This is a genomic window from Streptomyces sp. NPDC091377, from assembly GCF_044757045.1.
Lineage (GTDB): Bacteria > Actinomycetota > Actinomycetes > Streptomycetales > Streptomycetaceae > Streptomyces.
In genome coordinates this window covers 539173-556499 of the sequence record NZ_JBIVUE010000001.1, presented here as the reverse complement: position 1 = coordinate 556499, position 17327 = coordinate 539173, and the positions used below count along the sequence as shown (strand labels likewise).

Annotated in this window: 16 protein-coding genes; 9 read left to right on the top strand and 7 right to left on the bottom strand. The window is 72.7% G+C overall.

Annotated features, from left to right (window positions below):
* Window positions 1–157 precede the first annotated feature (157 nt).
* Entirely contained in the window at window positions 158–961 is an 804-nt protein-coding gene (locus ACIQNG_RS02550) for an enoyl-CoA hydratase/isomerase family protein (protein WP_401482316.1), read from the bottom strand.
* A 206-nt stretch (window positions 962–1167) separates the two neighbouring features.
* Here ACIQNG_RS02550 and ACIQNG_RS02545 point away from each other — a divergent pair, with 206 nt between their 5' ends.
* A complete protein-coding gene (locus ACIQNG_RS02545) occupies window positions 1168–2013 on the top strand; it encodes a hypothetical protein (RefSeq protein WP_401482315.1) in 846 nt (281 codons plus the stop codon).
* A gap of 59 nt (window positions 2014–2072) precedes the next feature.
* Here ACIQNG_RS02545 and ACIQNG_RS02540 read toward each other — a convergent pair whose 3' ends face one another.
* Together ACIQNG_RS02540 and ACIQNG_RS02535 are read right to left on the bottom strand one after the other, a co-directional pair.
* On the bottom strand, window positions 2073–3200 hold the full coding sequence (locus ACIQNG_RS02540; protein WP_401429497.1) for an adenylate/guanylate cyclase domain-containing protein: 1128 nt from the start codon (window positions 3198–3200) through the stop codon (window positions 2073–2075).
* Window positions 3201–3326: 126 nt separating this feature from the next.
* Complete coding sequence (locus ACIQNG_RS02535) at window positions 3327–4193, bottom strand: biotin--[acetyl-CoA-carboxylase] ligase (protein ID WP_401429495.1); 867 nt, start codon at window positions 4191–4193, stop codon at window positions 3327–3329.
* 334 nt (window positions 4194–4527) lie between these two features.
* On the opposite strand from ACIQNG_RS02535, the gene ACIQNG_RS02530 reads away from it, so the two are divergent.
* The 4 genes from ACIQNG_RS02530 to ACIQNG_RS02515 all read left to right on the top strand — a co-directional run bounded on the left by ACIQNG_RS02530 (window position 4528) and on the right by ACIQNG_RS02515 (window position 7223).
* The gene (locus ACIQNG_RS02530; protein ID WP_401482314.1) at window positions 4528–6111 is read left to right on the top strand and encodes an acyl-CoA carboxylase subunit beta; all 1584 of its coding nucleotides are present in this window, start codon (window positions 4528–4530) and stop codon (window positions 6109–6111) included.
* A gap of 18 nt (window positions 6112–6129) precedes the next feature.
* The gene (locus ACIQNG_RS02525) at window positions 6130–6339 is read left to right on the top strand and encodes an acyl-CoA carboxylase epsilon subunit (protein ID WP_401430068.1); all 210 of its coding nucleotides are present in this window, start codon (window positions 6130–6132) and stop codon (window positions 6337–6339) included.
* A 119-nt stretch (window positions 6340–6458) separates the two neighbouring features.
* Entirely contained in the window at window positions 6459–6587 is a 129-nt protein-coding gene (gene mmpB, locus ACIQNG_RS02520; RefSeq protein WP_401429490.1) for a morphogenic membrane protein MmpB, read from the top strand.
* Between the two features lie 18 nt (window positions 6588–6605).
* Window positions 6606–7223 carry a Maf family protein gene (locus ACIQNG_RS02515; protein ID WP_401482313.1) on the top strand — a complete coding sequence of 206 codons (618 nt, stop codon included), beginning with the start codon at window positions 6606–6608 and terminating at the stop codon, window positions 7221–7223.
* Here the strand turns inward: ACIQNG_RS02515 and ACIQNG_RS02510 are convergent.
* Window positions 7192–7626, bottom strand: a complete 435-nt coding sequence (locus ACIQNG_RS02510; protein ID WP_401482312.1) for a hypothetical protein — start codon at window positions 7624–7626, stop codon at window positions 7192–7194. The genes ACIQNG_RS02515 and ACIQNG_RS02510 overlap by 32 nt on opposite strands.
* Before the next feature lie 365 nt (window positions 7627–7991).
* On the opposite strand from ACIQNG_RS02510, the gene ACIQNG_RS02505 reads away from it, so the two are divergent.
* The gene (locus tag ACIQNG_RS02505) at window positions 7992–9764 is read left to right on the top strand and encodes an acetyl/propionyl/methylcrotonyl-CoA carboxylase subunit alpha (protein WP_401482311.1); all 1773 of its coding nucleotides are present in this window, start codon (window positions 7992–7994) and stop codon (window positions 9762–9764) included.
* Between the two features lie 90 nt (window positions 9765–9854).
* Here ACIQNG_RS02505 and ACIQNG_RS02500 read toward each other — a convergent pair whose 3' ends face one another.
* Both ACIQNG_RS02500 and ACIQNG_RS02495 read right to left on the bottom strand, forming a co-directional pair.
* Entirely contained in the window at window positions 9855–10829 is a 975-nt protein-coding gene (locus tag ACIQNG_RS02500; RefSeq protein ID WP_401429479.1) for a DeoR/GlpR family DNA-binding transcription regulator, read from the bottom strand.
* A gap of 413 nt (window positions 10830–11242) precedes the next feature.
* Window positions 11243–12691: an NAD(P)H-quinone dehydrogenase gene (locus ACIQNG_RS02495; protein ID WP_401482310.1), complete on the bottom strand. Its 1449-nt coding sequence runs from the start codon at window positions 12689–12691 to the stop codon at window positions 11243–11245.
* A 96-nt stretch (window positions 12692–12787) separates the two neighbouring features.
* Here ACIQNG_RS02495 and ACIQNG_RS02490 point away from each other — a divergent pair, with 96 nt between their 5' ends.
* The 3 genes from ACIQNG_RS02490 to ACIQNG_RS02480 all read left to right on the top strand — a co-directional run bounded on the left by ACIQNG_RS02490 (window position 12788) and on the right by ACIQNG_RS02480 (window position 15920).
* Window positions 12788–13225, top strand: a complete 438-nt coding sequence (locus ACIQNG_RS02490; protein ID WP_401437282.1) for a gamma-glutamylcyclotransferase — start codon at window positions 12788–12790, stop codon at window positions 13223–13225.
* 111 nt (window positions 13226–13336) lie between these two features.
* Window positions 13337–14161: a purine-nucleoside phosphorylase gene (locus ACIQNG_RS02485; RefSeq protein ID WP_401437284.1), complete on the top strand. Its 825-nt coding sequence runs from the start codon at window positions 13337–13339 to the stop codon at window positions 14159–14161.
* A 127-nt stretch (window positions 14162–14288) separates the two neighbouring features.
* Window positions 14289–15920, top strand: coding sequence for a phospho-sugar mutase (locus tag ACIQNG_RS02480; RefSeq protein ID WP_401437287.1), 1632 nt, complete (start codon window positions 14289–14291; stop codon window positions 15918–15920).
* Window positions 15921–16564: 644 nt separating this feature from the next.
* Here the strand turns inward: ACIQNG_RS02480 and ACIQNG_RS02475 are convergent.
* A complete protein-coding gene (locus ACIQNG_RS02475) occupies window positions 16565–17230 on the bottom strand; it encodes a PH domain-containing protein (protein WP_401482309.1) in 666 nt (221 codons plus the stop codon).
* Between the last annotated feature and the right edge of the window lie 97 nt (window positions 17231–17327).

Sequence of the window (17327 nt, the reverse complement as noted above, 5' to 3'; positions counted from 1 at the left end):
ACTGAGAGGTCGAGCGGACACGGAGAGTGAGGAGTGGCCGTTCACTTACCCGTTCGAACCCCACCCGCCCGTTCACTCGCCCGGCCCGCTCGTTCGCCCCCCGACCCGTTCGCCCGCAGCCCCCTTCACTCGCAGGCCCCTCCATTCGCAGGCCCCCTCACTCGCCCGGCCAGTCCGGCTTCCGCTTCTCCGCGAAGGCCGCCACCCCCTCCACCCGGTCCCCCGAGAACGCCACCGCCCGCCAGGCCGCGTCCTCCACCTCCAGACCGGTCTTCATGTCCAGTCCGTGGCCGAGCCGCAGGGCCCGCTTGGCGGCGCGCAGCCCCACCGGGGAGTTCGCGGCGATCCGCGCGGCCAGTTCCAGCGCCTCCTCCCGATCGCGCCCGTCCTCGGCGAGTACGTCGATCAGCCCCAGCGCCCGTGCCTCCGGCGCCGCCACCCTGCGCGCCGTGAAGATCAGCTCGGCCGCGCGCGCCGCGCCCACCCGCCGGGGCAGCAACTGGGTGCCCCCGCCGCCCGGGATCACCCCGACCGACACCTCGGGCAGCCCCACCACCGCCGTACCGTCCGCCACGATCACGTCGCACGACAGCGCCAGTTCGAAACCGCCGCCCAGCGCGTACCCGTGCACCGCCGCCACCGCCGGCACCGGCAGCTCCAGCACTCCCGAGTACGCCCCGCGCGACACCGGCCGTTGCCGCAGCAGATCGGCGTCGGTGAACGAGTTCCGCTCCTTCAGGTCCGCCCCCACGCAGAACGCCCGCTCATGCGTCGAGGTCAGCACCACCGCCCGTACGTCCCGGTCGGCGGCCAGCGCCGCGCACGCCCCCGCGAGGGACCGCGCCATCTCGCTCGACACCGCGTTCATGGCCGCGGGCCGGTCCATCACCAGCTCGGCCACATGTCCGCCCTCATGCCGCCGCACCAGCACGAACTCCCCGAACCGCTCGTCGCCGCCCATGACCGCCTCCAGTTAACGCGGGTTAACACAACGCGCCCGATCATCCCAGCCGAACCCCGCCCGCGAAAGGCCCGCCCGCACCCCGACCGCGCCCCCCGACACCCCGTTCGAGTGATATCCCGCCCGACTCCCGCCCACACCCCCGCACCGCCGCCTAACGTGCCCACCGCCACGGCGGGCCGGGGGCGCGCATCGGGGAGGGGACCATGAACCAGGCAAGCACGAACGAACGCGCGGACACGGCCGCGAACACGGGCACGGGGCCGACGCCTCACGCGGAGCCGCCGAGCGCGGAGCCGCCGAGCGCGGAGCCGCCGAGCGCGGGCCGGTGCTCGGAGGGCGCCGCCGCCCGCATGCGTACGGGCCTACGCGCGTCCGCAGATCCGGGGACGGAGCCGAAGACGCCCCCGATCGGCGGCACCCGCACCCCCACCTCGACCGCCATAGGCACCGCCCTAGGAGACACCGCCCCCTTCGGGTGCTGGGACCCGCGGGCCACCGGGCGTCACCGGCGTCGGCGGTCCCGCAAGATCCTGGTGATGGTCGGCGGCTTCGTGCTGATCCTCGGCGTGCTGAGCTTCGTACGGCTGACGCCGGAGCCCGACGCGGCCGGACGGCCCGGTGCGGCGGAGGCGGGGGCGTGGCCCGCGGCCCCCACCAGGAGTTCGGACCGGTCCACGCACGCCGCCGCGACGCTTCCGGCCGAGGCGGACGGCGGAGCCGGGGACAGCCCCGCCACGGACTCGGTGCCCGAGGGGACGACCCCCGGCGCCCCGGTTCCGGACGCGGAGACCCCCGTACCGGACCCGGGCACCACGCGGTCGCGAGCCGCCACCGGCGTCGGCGGCGCCACCCGCCCGCCCGGCGCCGCACCCGGCACCCGGGAGCCCGTCGATGCCACGACACCCCCGGCGCCTCCCCCGCCTCCCTCGCCACCCGCGTCCCCCACCCCGGGCACGACCACCGCCCCGCCGCCGCCCGCTCAGCAGGAGCCGGAGAAGGACCCCGGGCTCTGTCTGCCGGTCATCCACCTCTGCGTCGGCATCGGCTGAAGGCCACGGACCACGGACCACGGACCACAGGCCACGGACTACGGGTCACGGACCACGGACTACGGGCGTTCGCCGTCGCGCCGGGTCAGGAGCCAGGGTTCGACCACGCCCAGGCCACGTACCGGGCGCTGCCACATCGGCTGGAGGGCGAACCGGTAGCCGGGGGGCTCGTCGCCCTCCTTCTCCGCCGCCACCGCCCGTTCGGCGGCCTCGGCCTCGGAGGCGGGGGCCTCGCCGGAGCGGACCAGTTCCTCGGCGAAGGCGCTGTCCACCAGGACGGCGTCCCGGGGAGCTATCGAGGTCAGCCGGGAGGCGAGGTTCACGGTCGTACCGAAGACATCGCCCATCCGGGTCGTCACCGTGCCGAAGGCGATCCCGACGCGCAGCTCGGGCATGGTGTCGTCGCCCGACATGGTCTCGATCAGCCGCAGCGCGATCTCCGCGGCGACACTCGCGTCGTCGGCGGCGTAGAGCACCTCGTCGCCGAGGGTCTTGATGAGCCGGCCCCCGTGGGCGGCGACCAGATCGGCGGCCGTCGTCTCGAACGCCTCGACCAGCTCGCCGAGTTCCTCCTCCTCCAGACGGCGGGTGAGGCGGGTGAAGCCGACCAGGTCGGCGAAGCCGACGGCGAGCCGGCGGTCGACCATCTCCTCGTCGTCGGCGGCCTGGACGACCCGGCCGGTGGCGGCGGCGAGCTGCCGCCGCCAGACGTAGACGATGAACTCCTCCAGCTCGGGCAGGAGCAGCTCGACCAGCGGATAGGTGACCTCGGTCCGGGTCATGCCGGGCTCGGGCGGCTCGGTCAGGCCCTCCAGGAAGGAATCGATCTGCCATTCGGCCAGCCGGGCGGTGGTCTGCCCGGTGGAGCGGGCCACCTGCACCGCCATGGCCTCGCTGAGCAGCCCCGCCTCGACCAGACCCGCGAGCCGCCGCAGGGCCAGCACGTCGGCCTCGGTGAGCGCCTTCGCCTGCCCTATGTCGGCGAAGCCCATGGCCCGCCAGAAGCGCGAGGCCAGTTCCATGGAGACTCCGGCGCTGCGGGCGGCCTGGAACGGGGTGTAGCGCCGCTCCGCGCCCAGGATGAGCTGCTCCAGCCGGAGCGCCAGCGGGTCGTCCCCGGGGTCGGTGGGGTCGGTGCCGTCGGGCGCTGGGTCACCCATGCCGGAGCCCGTGTCGTCGACGGTCACGCCTGCTGCCCTTCCGATCTGCCGTGGTCAGGATCGACCGGCCACAACTTTACGGCAGCTGTGGGCCAGCTCACTCCGTGAGGAAAGCCGGAGGTTGCGGCGCCCGCCGACGACCGGGGGCGCCTCTCACGCCGGGCGCAGATGGACGATGTCCCCCGCGCCCACGGGCTCCTGCACCCCCTCGGGGGTGGCCAGGACGAGCCGGCCGTGGCCGTCGATGGCCACGGCCTCCCCGGTGATCGACCGGTCGCCGGGAAGCTCGGCGCGGACGGTCCGGCCGAGGGTGGCGCAGCCGGCCGCGTAGGTCTCCTGGAGGCCGCTGGCCAGCGGGTCGCCGTCGGCCGCGCGCCAGCGGCCGTACCAGTCCTCCAGTGCGCGCAGCACGGCCCGCAGCAGGGGGTCGCGGTCGGTGCCCGCGGCTCCGGCGAGGGTCAGGGAGCCGGCCGTGGGCACCGGAAGTTCCTTCTCCCGGAGGGTGACGTTGATGCCCACGCCGATGACGACGGCGTCGTCCCCGGCGCGCTCGGCGAGGATCCCGCCGGCCTTGCGTTCCTCGCCGCCGATGGTCACGAGGAGGTCGTTGGGCCACTTGAGTGCCGTGTCGACGCCGGCCGCCCGGGACAGTCCGGTCGCCACCGCGACCCCGGTGAGCAGCGGCAGCCAGCCCCAGCGTCCGACCGGGACACCGGCCGGCTTGAGCACCGCCGAGAAGAACAGCCCGGAGCGGGGCGGCGCCGTCCATCGGCGGTCCAGGCGGCCCCGGGCGGCGGTCTGCTCCTCGGCGACCAGCACCGTGCCCTCCCCCGCCTTGCCGCCCACGACCCGGGCGAGCAGGTCGGAGTTGGTGGAGCCGGTGCGCTGCACGACCTCCAGCTCGGTCCACAGCCCGCCCTCCCGCAGCAGCGCACGGCGCAGGGCCGTCGGGTTGAGGGGCGGCCGGTCGAGATCGGACCAGCGGCTGCCGTTCGGCTCGGGGGCGTCGGGAGGCGTCATGCGGGCCACCCTAGGTCGTGTCCCGGGCGCGGCCGGGGCAGGTCGCCGGTGGAACGGAACCGGTGACGCCGGTGGAACCAGTAAAGCCGGTGGAACCGGTGACGCCGGTGGAGCCTGTGGAACCGGTGAGGCCGATGGAACCAGTGGAACCGGTGGAGCCTGTGGAACCGGTAAAGCCGGTGGAACCAGTAAAGCCAGTGGAACCGGTGACGCCGGTGTGAAGCGCAAGGCACTCCCGGTGTGGGAAACGCCGCACTGCCGATCGTGGGGGCCAGCACTACTCTACGGATGAGTAACAGTCCCCCCTTTTGAGCAGGCAGGGAGCCGTATCCCGATGTCCGAGCCGGAAGAGATCGACATGCACACCACCGCGGGGAAGCTCGCGGATCTCCAGCGGCGCGTCCAGGAAGCGACGCACGCCGGTTCGGAGCGGGCCGTGGAGAAGCAGCATGCCAAGGGCAAGCTGACGGCCCGTGAGCGGATCGCGCTGCTGCTGGACGAGGACTCGTTCGTCGAGCTGGACGAGTTCGCCCGGCATCGCTCGACCAACTTCGGCCTGGAGGGCAACCGCCCGTACGGGGACGGCGTGGTGACCGGGTACGGCACGGTCGACGGTCGGCCGGTCGCGGTGTTCTCCCAGGACTTCACGGTCTTCGGCGGCGCGCTCGGCGAGGTCTACGGCCAGAAGATCGTCAAGGTGATGGACTTCGCGCTGAAGACGGGCTGCCCGGTCATCGGCATCAACGACTCGGGCGGTGCCCGGATCCAGGAGGGCGTGGCCTCGCTCGGCGCGTACGGCGAGATCTTCCGCCGCAACACCCACGCCAGTGGGGTGATTCCGCAGATCAGCCTGGTCGTCGGCCCGTGCGCGGGCGGTGCGGTCTACTCGCCCGCCATCACCGACTTCACGGTCATGGTCGACCAGACCTCGCACATGTTCATCACCGGCCCCGATGTCATCAGGACGGTGACCGGCGAGGACGTCGGCTTCGAGGAGCTGGGCGGCGCCCGCACCCACAATTCCGCCTCCGGTGTGGCCCATCACATGGCCGGGGACGAGAAGGACGCGTTCGAGTACGTCAAGCAGTTGCTGTCGTACCTGCCGTCCAACAATCTCAGCGAGCCGCCCGTCTTCCCCGAGGAGGCGGACCTCGCCCGCAGCGACGAGGACCGTGAGCTGGACACGCTCGTCCCGGACAGCGCGAACCAGCCGTACGACATGCACACGGTCATCGAGCATGTCCTGGACGACGCCGAGTTCTTCGAGACGCAGCCGCTGTTCGCGCCGAACATCCTGACCGGCTTCGGCCGGGTCGAGGGCCGGCCGGTGGGCGTCGTCGCCAACCAGCCGATGCAGTTCGCGGGCTGTCTGGACATCGCGGCCAGTGAGAAGGCGGCCCGGTTCGTCCGCACCTGCGACGCGTTCAACGTCCCGGTGCTGACCTTCGTGGACGTCCCCGGCTTCCTGCCCGGTGTGGACCAGGAGCACGATGGCATCATCCGGCGCGGCGCCAAGCTGATCTACGCGTACGCCGAGGCGACCGTCCCGCTGATCACCGTCATCACCCGCAAGGCGTTCGGCGGCGCCTACGACGTCATGGGCTCCAAGCATCTGGGGGCGGATCTCAATCTGGCCTGGCCCACCGCGCAGATCGCGGTCATGGGCGCGCAGGGCGCGGTCAACATCCTGCACCGGCGGGCCATCGCCGAGTCCGAGGACCCGGAGGCGGCCCGTGCCCGGCTGATGCGGGAGTACGAGGACGCCCTCCTCAACCCGTACATCGCGGCCGAGCGGGGTTACATCGACGCGGTGGTCATGCCGTCCGACACCCGGGCCCAGGTCGTGCGCGGTCTGCGTCAGCTCCGTACGAAACGGGAATCCCTGCCTCCGAAGAAGCACGGCAACATCCCCCTCTAGCCCCAGGAGCCCGCCATGATGTCGATCAAGGTCGTACGGGGCAACCCCACCCCGGAGGAACTGGCCGCGGCCCTGGCGGTCGTCCGCGCCCGGGCGGTGGCCGCGGCGACGCCCCCTCCGGGTCCCGCGGCCCCGAGGGACTCCTGGTCCGACCCGTCCCGGATCGCGTCCCACCGTGTCCCCCACCCGGGCCCGGCGACCTGGACCCGTACGTACTGGCCGAGCTAGGGCCTGTCACCGGTGCGCGTCGTACGACGTCGAACCCCCCGCTCCGGAGAGGAACGGGAGGTTCGACTTGAGTACGCGTACTCAGGCGCCGCACCCCGCCCCGGCCGCACGCTGGTGCCATGCTGTGGTCCGACCCCGAGAACAAACCCCCCGAAGAACTCCGCGAGACCCAGGAGATGCTCCGGCGTCTCAGTGTCCTCATGGCGCTGGCCATGGTCCTCGCGATGATCGTCATCGGCCTGCGCTGAACCGCGTACGCTGATCGCATGACCTCTCACCCCCGCCGTCTGGTCCTCGCCTCCCAGTCCAAGGCGCGTCTCGGCCTGCTGCGGCAGGCGGGATTCGCGCCGGAGGTGATCGTCAGCGGGGTGGACGAGGACGCCGTCAGCGCCCCCACCCCCGCCGACCTCGCGCTGGCACTGGCCGAGGCGAAGGCGTCCGTCGTGGCCGCCCGCCCGGAGGCCGGGGGCGCGCTGGTGATCGGCTGCGACTCGGTGCTCGACCTGGACGGCGAGGCGCTCGGCAAGCCCGCCGACGCCGAGGAGGCCACGGCCCGCTGGAAGGCGATGCGCGGCCGGGCCGGCACCCTCCAGACGGGGCACTGCGTCTACGACACCCTCAGCGGCCGGTACGCCTCGGCGACGGCCTCCACGGTGGTCCGTTTCGGTGAGCCCTCGGACGACGAGATCGCCGCGTACGTCGCCTCCGGCGAGCCCCTCCATGTCGCCGGGGCGTTCACCCTCGACGGCCGTTCGGGGCCGTTCATCGACGGGATCGACGGCGATCACGGCAATGTGATCGGCCTCAGCCTGCCCCTGGTCCGCCGGCTGCTCGCCGAACTGGGCGTGGGGATCACGGAGTTGTGGGCGCCGGCGGGGAGCTGACCGGCCGGGCGTCGTCCGTCGTCAGCAGCAGGACGATCAGCCCGAGGACCAGCACCATGAAGAGGAACGCGCCCGGGCCCACCAGCCCCCAGGTGACCGCGCCGAGCAGCGCGTGCACCACGGCCGCGCCGATGAGCACGATCCTGGCGGGACCGGTGGGTGCCCGGTCGCGCAGCGCGACCCGCAGGACGATCAGGGCGCAGAGGGCGAAGTAGAGGCCGAGGACGATCCCGCCGGTCTTCGAGGAGACGGACATCAGGTCCGGGTCGAGTCCGCCGAGGGATATCCGCCGGCGGTCCACGACCACCCCGAGGAACCAGTGGAGCGCGGCGACGCCGAGCGCCTCGCCGAACAGCACCACCGCCACGATCCACGCCACCGGCCTGCGTGTCACCGGCCCCACCGCCCTTCGAGCGTCCCTCGACCAAAGCTGCCGTTACCCCAGGTATGTTCGAGACCGCACGCAGGCTACTAACGGGTAAACCCAAGGACAAGGCTTCTACGGAGGGCAAAGAATCATTGGGCCATTAGTAGGGACTCCACAAAGAAACGGAGTGGGCCGCAGCACGTGATGACAGAGACCTTGGCCACAGCGGAGGGCTAGGGTTCTACGGAGGGTCCCGACGTACCGCGGTGCGACAAGGGCTTTCGCGGGTGGAGCGAGCCTCGCATCACGCTCCGTGTGGGCAAGCTCACCATTGGGGACGGGTCGTAGAGCCGTGTCGGCTGTCCCTAAACTCGGCTTGTTTCAAGGAGGGAGCCTCAATCGTGCGCAAGGTGCTCATCGCCAACCGTGGCGAAATCGCTGTCCGCGTTGCCCGAGCCTGCCGGGACGCGGGGATCGCCAGCGTGGCCGTCTACGCGGACCCGGACCGGGACGCGCTCCATGTCCGCGCCGCGGACGAGGCGTTCGCCCTGGGCGGTGACACCCCCGCCACCAGCTACCTGGACTTCGAGAAGGTCCTGAACGCCGCTCGCGAGTCCGGCGCCGACGCCGTCCACCCCGGCTACGGCTTCCTCTCCGAGAACGCCGAGTTCGCGCAGGCCGTGCTGGACGCCGGACTGGTGTGGATCGGCCCGCCGCCGCAGGCCATCCGGGACCTGGGGGACAAGGTCGCCGCCCGGCACATCGCGCAGCGCGCCGGCGCCCCCCTGGTGGCGGGCACCCCGGACCCGGTGTCGGGTGCGGACGAGGTCGTGGCGTTCGCCGAGGAGAACGGCCTGCCCATCGCGATCAAGGCGGCCTTCGGTGGTGGCGGGCGCGGACTGAAGGTGGCCCGCACCCTCGAAGAGGTGCCGGAGCTGTACGACTCGGCGGTGCGTGAGGCGGTCGCGGCGTTCGGGCGCGGCGAGTGCTTCGTGGAGCGTTACCTGGACAAGCCGCGCCATGTGGAGACCCAGTGCCTGGCGGACACCCACGGCAATGTGGTCGTCGTCTCCACCCGTGACTGCTCGCTCCAGCGCCGCCACCAGAAGCTGGTGGAGGAGGCCCCGGCCCCGTTCCTGTCGGACGCGCAGGTCGCCGAGCTGTACTCGGCGTCGAAGGCGATCCTGAAGGAGGCCGGGTACGTCGGCGCGGGCACGGTGGAGTTCCTGGTCGGCAACGACGGCACGATCTCCTTCCTGGAGGTCAACACCCGGCTCCAGGTGGAGCACCCGGTCACCGAGGAGGTCGCCGGGATCGACCTGGTCCGGGAGATGTTCCGGATCGCCGACGGCGAGGCGCTCGGCTACGACGACCCGCCGCTGCGGGGTCATTCCTTCGAGTTCCGGATCAACGGCGAGGACCCGGGCCGCAACTTCCTGCCCGCGCCGGGCACGGTGACCCGTTTCGACGGTCCTTCGGGGCCGGGTGTGCGGCTGGACGCGGGGGTGGAGTCGGGCAGTGTGATCGGCCCGGCCTGGGACTCCCTGCTGGCCAAGCTGATCGTCACCGGCGCCACACGCGCGCAGGCCCTTCAGCGGGCGGCGCGGGCGCTGGCGGAGTTCCAGGTGGAGGGGATGGCGACCGCGATCCCCTTCCATCGCGCGGTCGTCACCGATCCGGCGTTCGCGCCCGAGCTGACCGGCTCGACGGCGCCGTTCACGGTCCACACCCGCTGGATCGAGACCGAGTTCGTCAACGACATCAAGCCCTACGCCGGTACCGCCGACGCGGAGGCCGAGGACGAGCCGGGCCGCGAGACGGTGGTGGTCGAGGTCGGCGGCAAGCGTCTGGAGGTCTCCCTCCCGGCGTCGCTCGGCATGTCGCTGGCCCGGACGGGGCTGGCGGCCGGGGCCAAGCCGAAGCGGCGCGCGGCCCGTAAGTCGGGTCCGGCGGCCTCGGGTGACACCCTCGCCTCCCCGATGCAGGGCACGATCGTGAAGATCGCGGTCGAGGAGGGCCAGGAGGTCAAGGAGGGCGACCTGGTCGTCGTCCTGGAGGCGATGAAGATGGAGCAGCCTCTCAACGCCCACAAGTCCGGCACCATCAAGGGCCTGTCCGCCGAGGTCGGTGCCTCCCTCACCTCCGGCGCGACCATCTGCGAGATCAAGGACTGACATCGGGCTGACATCGGGCTGACGTCGGACTGAGGTCGGACTGACGTCGCGTCGTACGGCGAAGGGGTCGGCCTCTGCGGGCCGGCCCCTTCAGCGTCGGCGCAGGTCGGCCACGCGGGCCCGTTCGGCCCCCGGACCCTGTTCGCCCAGCACGGCGGCGCCGCGCAGGGGGGTGCTGCCGGGTACGCCCCGACGAGGTGCCGGCAGGGGGACGTCCCGCATGTCGCGGCGGGTCTGGCGCTGCGGCGCGGAGTCACCCCCCGCGTTTCCCGACGCGCCGCCCGGGGTGCCGGCGACGGCGATCTGGACGCCCTGGTCGGCCAGGGCCTGCAACTCGGTGGCGGCCCGGTCGTCGTGAGCCGGGGGCTCGTCGGTGACCAGTCGGGTGATGAGGTCCGTGGGCACGGTCTGGAACATGGTGTCGGTGCCGAGCTTGGTGTGGTCGGCGAGGACCACCACCTCGGCGGCGGCCTGCACCAGTGCCCGGTCGACGGAGGCGGAGAGCATGTTGGACGTGGACAGCCCGCGTTCCGCGGTCAGCCCACTGCCGGAGAGGAAGGCGCGGGAGACTCTGAGTCCCTGGAGGGACTGTTCGGCCCCGGAGCCGACGAGGGCGTAGTTGGAGCCCCGGAGTGTGCCGCCGGTCATGACGACCTCGACCCGGTTGGCGTGGGCGAGGGCCTGGGCGACGAGCAGCGAGTTGGTGACGACGGTGAGTCCGGGGACCCGGGCGAGCCGCCGGGCCAGTTCCTGGGTGGTGGTCCCCGCACCGACCACGATGGCCTCGCCCTCTTCGACGAAGCCCGCGGCGAGATCGGCGATGGCCGTCTTCTCGGCGGTCGCGAGATGAGACTTCTGCGGAAAGCCGGACTCCCGCGTGAACCCGCCCGGCAAGACCGCACCGCCGTGCCGGCGGTCGAGGAGTCCTTCTGCCTCCAGTGCGCGTACGTCCCGCCGCACGGTCACTTCGGAGGTCTGGACGACGCGGGCGAGCTCACGGAGCGACACGGCTCCGTTGGCGCGCACCATTTCGAGGATCAATTGACGACGTTCTGCAGCGAACACGAAACTGACAGTAACCCCAACGACCGTCTGCTTTCAGCAGTTTGCGCCGAATAGCAGAAGTTGTTCGCACGCGACTAATGGAAGTGGTATAGGGGCCGTTTCCGTTCCACGGGGGGTATGACGGGGGGCCTCTGGGGGAGGAGCCGCGGGCTCCTCGGGGGCGCCGGGGGCCATTGGGGACTACCGGGGGGCTCCGCGGGGGCTCGGGGGGCCCGGGCCGGGGGGCTCTGCGGGGGCTCGGGGACCCCGGGACGGAGTCCGCCGGGACCGCTCTGCGGGGGCTCGGGGGGCTCGGGACGGAGTCCGCCGGGACCCCCGTACGGAGCCCACCGGACCCGGTACGAGTCCGCCAAGGCCCCGCACAGAGTCCCCCGGCACCCGGGCGGGGTTCCGTGGCGAGGCCCGGCAGGGCGTCAGTTCTCGTCTGTCTCCTTGCGGGTGTGCAATTGCCGGGCCACTTCGGCGATCGAGCCGGAGAGGGACGGATACACGGTGAACGCGTTCGCGATCTGCTCGACCGTCAGGTTGTTGTCCACGGCGATGGAGATGGGGTGGATCAGCTCGGAGGCGCGCGGCGCGACCACCACACCGCCGACCACGATCCCGGTGCCGGGGCGGCAGAAGATCTTGACGAAGCCGTCGCGGATGCCCTGCATCTTGGCGCGCGGGTTGCGCAGCAGCGGCAGCTTCACCGCACGGGCCTCGATGACGCCCGCGTCCACATCGGCCTGGGTGTAGCCGACGGTGGCGATCTCCGGGTCCGTGAAGACGTTGGAGGAGACGGTCTTGAGGTTGAGCGGGGTCACCGCGTCGCCGAGGAAGTGGTACATGGCGATCCGGCCCTGCATGGCGGCGACCGAGGCGAGGGCGAAGACACCGGTGACATCGCCGGCCGCGTACACCCCCGGCGCGGAGGTCCTGGACACCCGGTCGGTCCAGATGTGACCGGACTCGCGGAGCTTGACGCCCGCCTCCTCCAGGCCCATCCCGGCGGAGTTGGGGATGGCGCCGACGGCCATCAGACAGTGCGAGCCACTGATCACCCGGCCGTCGGCGAGGGTCACCTCGACCCGGTCGCCCACCCGCTTGGCGGACGCGGCGCGCGAACGGGCCATCACGTTCATGCCCCGCCGACGGAACACGTCCTCCAGGACCGCGGCGGCGTCCGGGTCCTCGCCGGGCAGCACCCGGTCGCGGGAGGAGACCAGGGTGACCTCGGAGCCGAGGGCCTGGTAGGCGCCCGCGAACTCGGCGCCGGTGACACCGGAGCCCACCACGATCAGCTCTTCGGGCAGCTCGGTGAGGTCGTAGACCTGGGTCCAGTTGAGGATGCGCTCGCCGTCCGGCTGGGCGTCGGGCAGCTCACGGGGGTGACCGCCGGTGGCGATGAGGACGGCGTCGGCGGTGAGGGTCTCCTCCGTACCGTCGGCGGCGCGGACCACCACCTTGCGGGAGCCGTCGAGGGACTGCATGCCCTCCAGCCGGCCACGCCCCCGCACGACCCGCGCCCCGGCGCGCGTCACGGAGGCGGTGATGTCGTGCGACTGCGCGAGCGCCAGCCGCTTCACCCGCCGGTTGACCTTGCCGAGGTCCACGCCCACGACCCGGGCGGCCTGCTCGATGTGCGGAGTGTCGTCCGCGACGATGATGCCGAGTTCCTCGTAGGAGGAGTCGAAGGTGGTCATCACCTCCGCCGTGGCGATGAGGGTCTTGGAGGGGACGCAGTCGGTGAGCACCGACGCCCCGCCCAGCCCGTCGCAATCCACGACGGTCACCTCCGCGCCGAGCTGCGCGGCGACGAGGGCCGCTTCGTATCCGCCGGGTCCGCCACCGATGATCACGATCCGAGTCACATGCCCCATTGTCCCGCACGCCCCGGCGTGCCAGCGCCCCGGGGGCGACCCGAGATACCACTGTTACGGGCGGGACGGCCGTTCCGGCTGCCGTACCCTTCACGCATGTCGCTCTATGCCGCCTATGCCGGCAACCTCGAAGCGCGCCTGATGTCCCGTCGTGCACCGCACTCGCCGCTGCGCGCCACCGGATGGCTGAACGGCTGGCGGCTCACTTTCGGGGGCGAGCAGCTGGGCTGGGAGGGCGCTCTCGCCACCCTCGTGGAGGATCCGCTGGCCCAGGTCTTCGTGGCGCTGTACGAGGTCGCCCCGATGGACGAGGACTCCCTGGACCGCTGGGAGGGCGTCGGCCTCGACATCTACCGCCGGGTCCGGGTCCGCGTGCACACCCTGGAGGGCGAGGAGCCCGCCTGGACGTACGTCCTCAACGCCTACGAGGGCGGTCTCCCCTCGGCCCGCTATCTGGGCGAACTGGCCGACGCGGCGGAATCGGCGGGCGCGCCGCACGACTATGTGATGGAGCTGCGCAAGCGGCCCTGCTGACCCGGCGGGCGGCTGTGGCGGGCATCTCGTCGGAAACGACAACACAACGATCGGCATCCCGTGAGGTCCGTCATCTACGCGCGTAGGCAATGACCGGCTACCCTCATGCGCGTGAACGCATCTCTTCTTCCGGACGACCTCCAGGGCGACCCGTACGCCGCCGCCGACGCCGCCGCCGCGCGGCTGCGGGAACTGACCGGCGCCGAGTCCCACGACGTCGCTCTCGTGATGGGCTCCGGCTGGGCCCCGGCCGTGGACGCCCTGGGCACCCCCGACGCCGAGTTCCAGGTCACCGAGGTGCCGGGGTTCCCGCCCGCCGCCGTCGCGGGCCACGGCGGCAAGATCCGCTCCTACGCGGTCGGTGACAAGCGCGCCCTGGTCTTCCTGGGCCGCACCCACTACTACGAGGGACGCGGGGTCGCCTCCGTCGCCCACGGCGTGCGCACCGCGGTCGCCGCCGGCTGCAAGACCATCGTCCTGACCAACGGCTGCGGCGGTCTGCGCGAGGGCATGCGCCCCGGCCAGCCGGTGCTGATCAGCGACCACATCAACCTCACCGCCACCTCCCCCATCGTCGGCGCCAACTTCGTCGACCTCACCGACCTCTACTCGCCGCGGCTGCGCGCCCTGTGCAAGGAGATCGACCCGACCCTCGAAGAGGGCGTCTACGCGCAGTTCCCCGGCCCGCACTACGAGACCCCGGCCGAGATCCGGATGGCCCGGACGATCGGCGCGGACCTGGTCGGCATGTCCACCGTCCTGGAGGCCATCGCCGCCCGTGAGGCCGGTGCCGAGGTGCTCGGCATCTCCCTGGTCACCAACCTCGCCGCCGGGATGACCGGGGAACCCCTCAACCACGAGGAGGTCCTCCAGGCCGGCCGCGACTCCGCCGCCCGGATGGGCGCGCTGCTGACCCAGGTGCTCGGCCGGCTCTGACCGCCGGGCGACACGAGACACGCGACACGCGATACGCGACACGCGACACTACGGGGACGCCGACCGCGGCCCCGGGAGTCCGACGGGATGTCCGACGGGACGTCCGACCGAGAGAGGCTGACCGAACGTGCACGACGCTCTCCTCGCACGCGCCCAGGCATGGCTGGCCGAGGACCCCGACCCGCAGACCCGGGCGGAACTCGCCCGGCTGATCGACACCGGGGACGTCACCGGGCTGGCCGACCGGTTCGCCGGCACGCTCCAGTTCGGCACGGCGGGCCTGCGCGGTGAACTGGGCGCGGGTCCGATGCGGATGAACCGCGCGGTGGTCATCCGGGCCGCCGCCGGACTCGCCGCGTATCTGACCGGGCGGGGCCGCTCCGGCGGACTCGTCGTCATCGGCTACGACGCCCGGTACATGTCCGCCGACTTCGCCCGGGACACCGCCGCCGTGATGACCGGCGCGGGGCTGCGGGCGGCCGTCCTGCCCCGTCCGCTGCCCACCCCCGTACTGGCGTTCGCCATACGGCACCTCGGCGCGGTCGCGGGTGTGGAGGTCACCGCCAGCCACAACCCGCCCCGCGACAACGGATACAAGGTCTACCTCGGCGACGGGTCGCAGATCGTGCCCCCGGCGGACACGGAGATCGCCGCCGAGATCGACGCGATCGCCGCGCTGGCGGACGTAGCGCGTCCGGACGGCGGCTGGGAGATCCTGGACGACTCGGTGCTGGAGGCGTATCTCGCGCGTACGGACGCGGTGCTCGCCCCGGGTTCCGCGCGTACGGCCCGTACCGTCTACACCGCGCTGCACGGCGTCGGCCGGGACACCCTCCTCGCCGCGTTCGCGCGGGCGGGCTTCCCCGAGCCGGTGCTGGTCGCCGAGCAGGCCGACCCCGATCCGGCGTTCCCCACCGTCGCGTTCCCCAACCCGGAGGAGCCCGGCGCGATGGACCTGGCCTTCGCCACCGCCCGCGCGACCGCGCCGGACCTGGTGATCGCCAACGACCCGGACGCCGACCGCTGCGCGGTGGCCGTGCCCGACGGCACCGACTGGCGGATGCTGCGCGGCGACGAGGTGGGCGCGCTGCTCGCCGCGCATCTCGTCCGGCGCGGCGCGCGGGGCACGTTCGCGGAGTCCATCGTCTCCTCGTCGCTGCTGGGCCGGATCGCCGAGAAGGCGGGCCTGCCGTACGAGGAGACGCTCACCGGCTTCAAGTGGATCGCCCGGGTCGAGGGACTGCGCTACGGCTACGAGGAGGCCCTCGGCTACTGCGTCGACCCCGACGGCGTCCGCGACAAGGACGGCATCACGGCCGCGCTCCTCATCACCGAACTGGCGTCGGAGCTGAAGGAGCAGGGCCGTACGCTGCTCGATCTGCTGGACGACCTCGCCGTGGAGCACGGGCTGCACGCGACCGACCAGTTGTCGGTGCGGGTGGCGGACCTCTCGTTGATCACCGACGCGATGCGGCGGCTGCGCGAGCACCCGCCGACCGAACTGGCCGGGCTGGCGGTCACCCGGGCCGAGGACCTGAGCCGCGGCACGGAGACGCTGCCGCCCACGGACGGCCTGCGCTACACCCTCGACGGCGCCCGGGTCATCGTCCGCCCCAGCGGCACCGAGCCCAAGCTGAAGTGCTACCTGGAGGTCGTGGAACCGGTCCCCTCCCCCGCCGACCTGCCGAAGGCACGGGAGCGAGCGGCGGAACGACTGGCCGCGATCAAACGGGACCTGTCGACAGCCGCCGGAATCTGACCCACCCCCACACCCACCCCACCGCGAGGCTGGCAGGGGTGGTCCGATCCTGGCAGCGACCGGCCGCATTCAAGCAGCGTCTGCCGTCGCCGGCCACGATCCGCCCACCCCACCCCACCCCATCCCACTGCCCGCGACCGCCCGCGACCGATCGGGACCTCCACCTCGCCCCACGGCTGCCCAAGACAGGGGACCGGGCGCCCCAACCGCCGTCCGCGACCCGACGGGACCTGACGACAGCCGCCGGAACCCGGCCGCCCCCTCGCCGTCATGACACCGCCCGGCACATGGGCAAACAGCCGGGCAGCCGGGCCAGCCGGGCACCCGAACAGCCAAGCAGCCGACCCCGACCCCGACCCCACCGGACCCGTCGGCGACGACCGGGATCCGACCGCTGCCCCGCTCCCCGAGGTTGCCCGGAGGGCTCATCCCGAGGTGCCGCGCGCACAGGCGGTCGTCCGGGTCCGGGGCGGGCGAACGTCCTCGTCCCAGGCGACCGCGGCCCGACCCACCGGGGCCAGCCCCCTAACAGGCCCCGGCCCCGCCCAACCACCCCACGGACACCACTCCGCAGCCACCCGAGGGCCTCGCCCGGCCAACCCCGGAAGGGACAGCCCCGCCGACCGAAACCCGGCCGGGCCGGGTCAGCCGAGTGCCAGCAGCACCGCGAGGAGCACCGCTCCGGCCGCCACCGGGCCGACGATCTCGTACGCCCACCGCACGGTGACCTCGCCCTGGGCCGTCGCGGCCTGTCCGCGGGCCTCCATGATCTGGCGCAGTTCGTCCATGATGCGGTCGCCCTCGGCGCGGGCCGGTCCGTCGTTCAGGGTGGACGCGGGGCCCTCGTGGCCCAGGCTGCCCATGCCGCTGCCGAAGAGACCGCCGCGCACCTTCTTGCCGCTGGCCGCCGCCTCCTGCTCGGCCCTGCGCCGGTCGTCGCGGCGCGCGGCCTTCTTCCGGCCGCGCAGCGAGACCGGGATCGCCCAGAGCTGGTACCGGTCGCCGGACTTCGCCACGACCTCGTTGGTGTACCCCGACCGCAGCGAGGCGACCTGGCCCCAGGGCAGCACGACCACCCGCAGCGGGTTGCGCACCCGCAGCCGGTCCTCGCCCGCGTACACCGCCGGGCGCAGGGTGTAGGCGACGACGACCGGCACCGACAGGAGCAGGACCGCGAGGGCCGTCCAGGGGGTGCGGCCCGCGCCGTTGACGATCGCGTCGATGCCGAGCCAGGCCGCGAGGGCGAGCAGCAGGGTGCCGCCCACCAGCGCCATGGGCGAGCGGTAGATGCGGTCGTTGACTGTGGTCATGGGTGTGATTGTGCCTCACGCCGGATTTCGTCCGGCCGGGCCCCGGGCCGGTCCCGGGCCCGTCGATCCGGCGCCCGGGGCTGTACAGCCGCTACGC

Coding starts and splice junctions, on each gene's coding strand:
- ACIQNG_RS02490 (WP_401437282.1), top strand. CDS start 12,788: ATGTCGCTCTATGCCGCCTATGCCGGCAACCTCGAAGCGCGCCTGATG.
- mmpB (WP_401429490.1), top strand. CDS start 6,459: ATGCTGTGGTCCGACCCCGAGAACAAACCCCCCGAAGAACTCCGCGAG.
- ACIQNG_RS02525 (WP_401430068.1), top strand. CDS start 6,130: ATGTCGATCAAGGTCGTACGGGGCAACCCCACCCCGGAGGAACTGGCC.
- ACIQNG_RS02495 (WP_401482310.1), bottom strand. CDS start 12,691: ATGGGGCATGTGACTCGGATCGTGATCATCGGTGGCGGACCCGGCGGA.
- ACIQNG_RS02550 (WP_401482316.1), bottom strand. CDS start 961: ATGGGCGGCGACGAGCGGTTCGGGGAGTTCGTGCTGGTGCGGCGGCAT.
- ACIQNG_RS02530 (WP_401482314.1), top strand. CDS start 4,528: ATGTCCGAGCCGGAAGAGATCGACATGCACACCACCGCGGGGAAGCTC.
- ACIQNG_RS02515 (WP_401482313.1), top strand. CDS start 6,606: ATGACCTCTCACCCCCGCCGTCTGGTCCTCGCCTCCCAGTCCAAGGCG.
- ACIQNG_RS02545 (WP_401482315.1), top strand. CDS start 1,168: ATGAACCAGGCAAGCACGAACGAACGCGCGGACACGGCCGCGAACACG.
- ACIQNG_RS02535 (WP_401429495.1), bottom strand. CDS start 4,193: ATGACGCCTCCCGACGCCCCCGAGCCGAACGGCAGCCGCTGGTCCGAT.
- ACIQNG_RS02475 (WP_401482309.1), bottom strand. CDS start 17,230: ATGACCACAGTCAACGACCGCATCTACCGCTCGCCCATGGCGCTGGTG.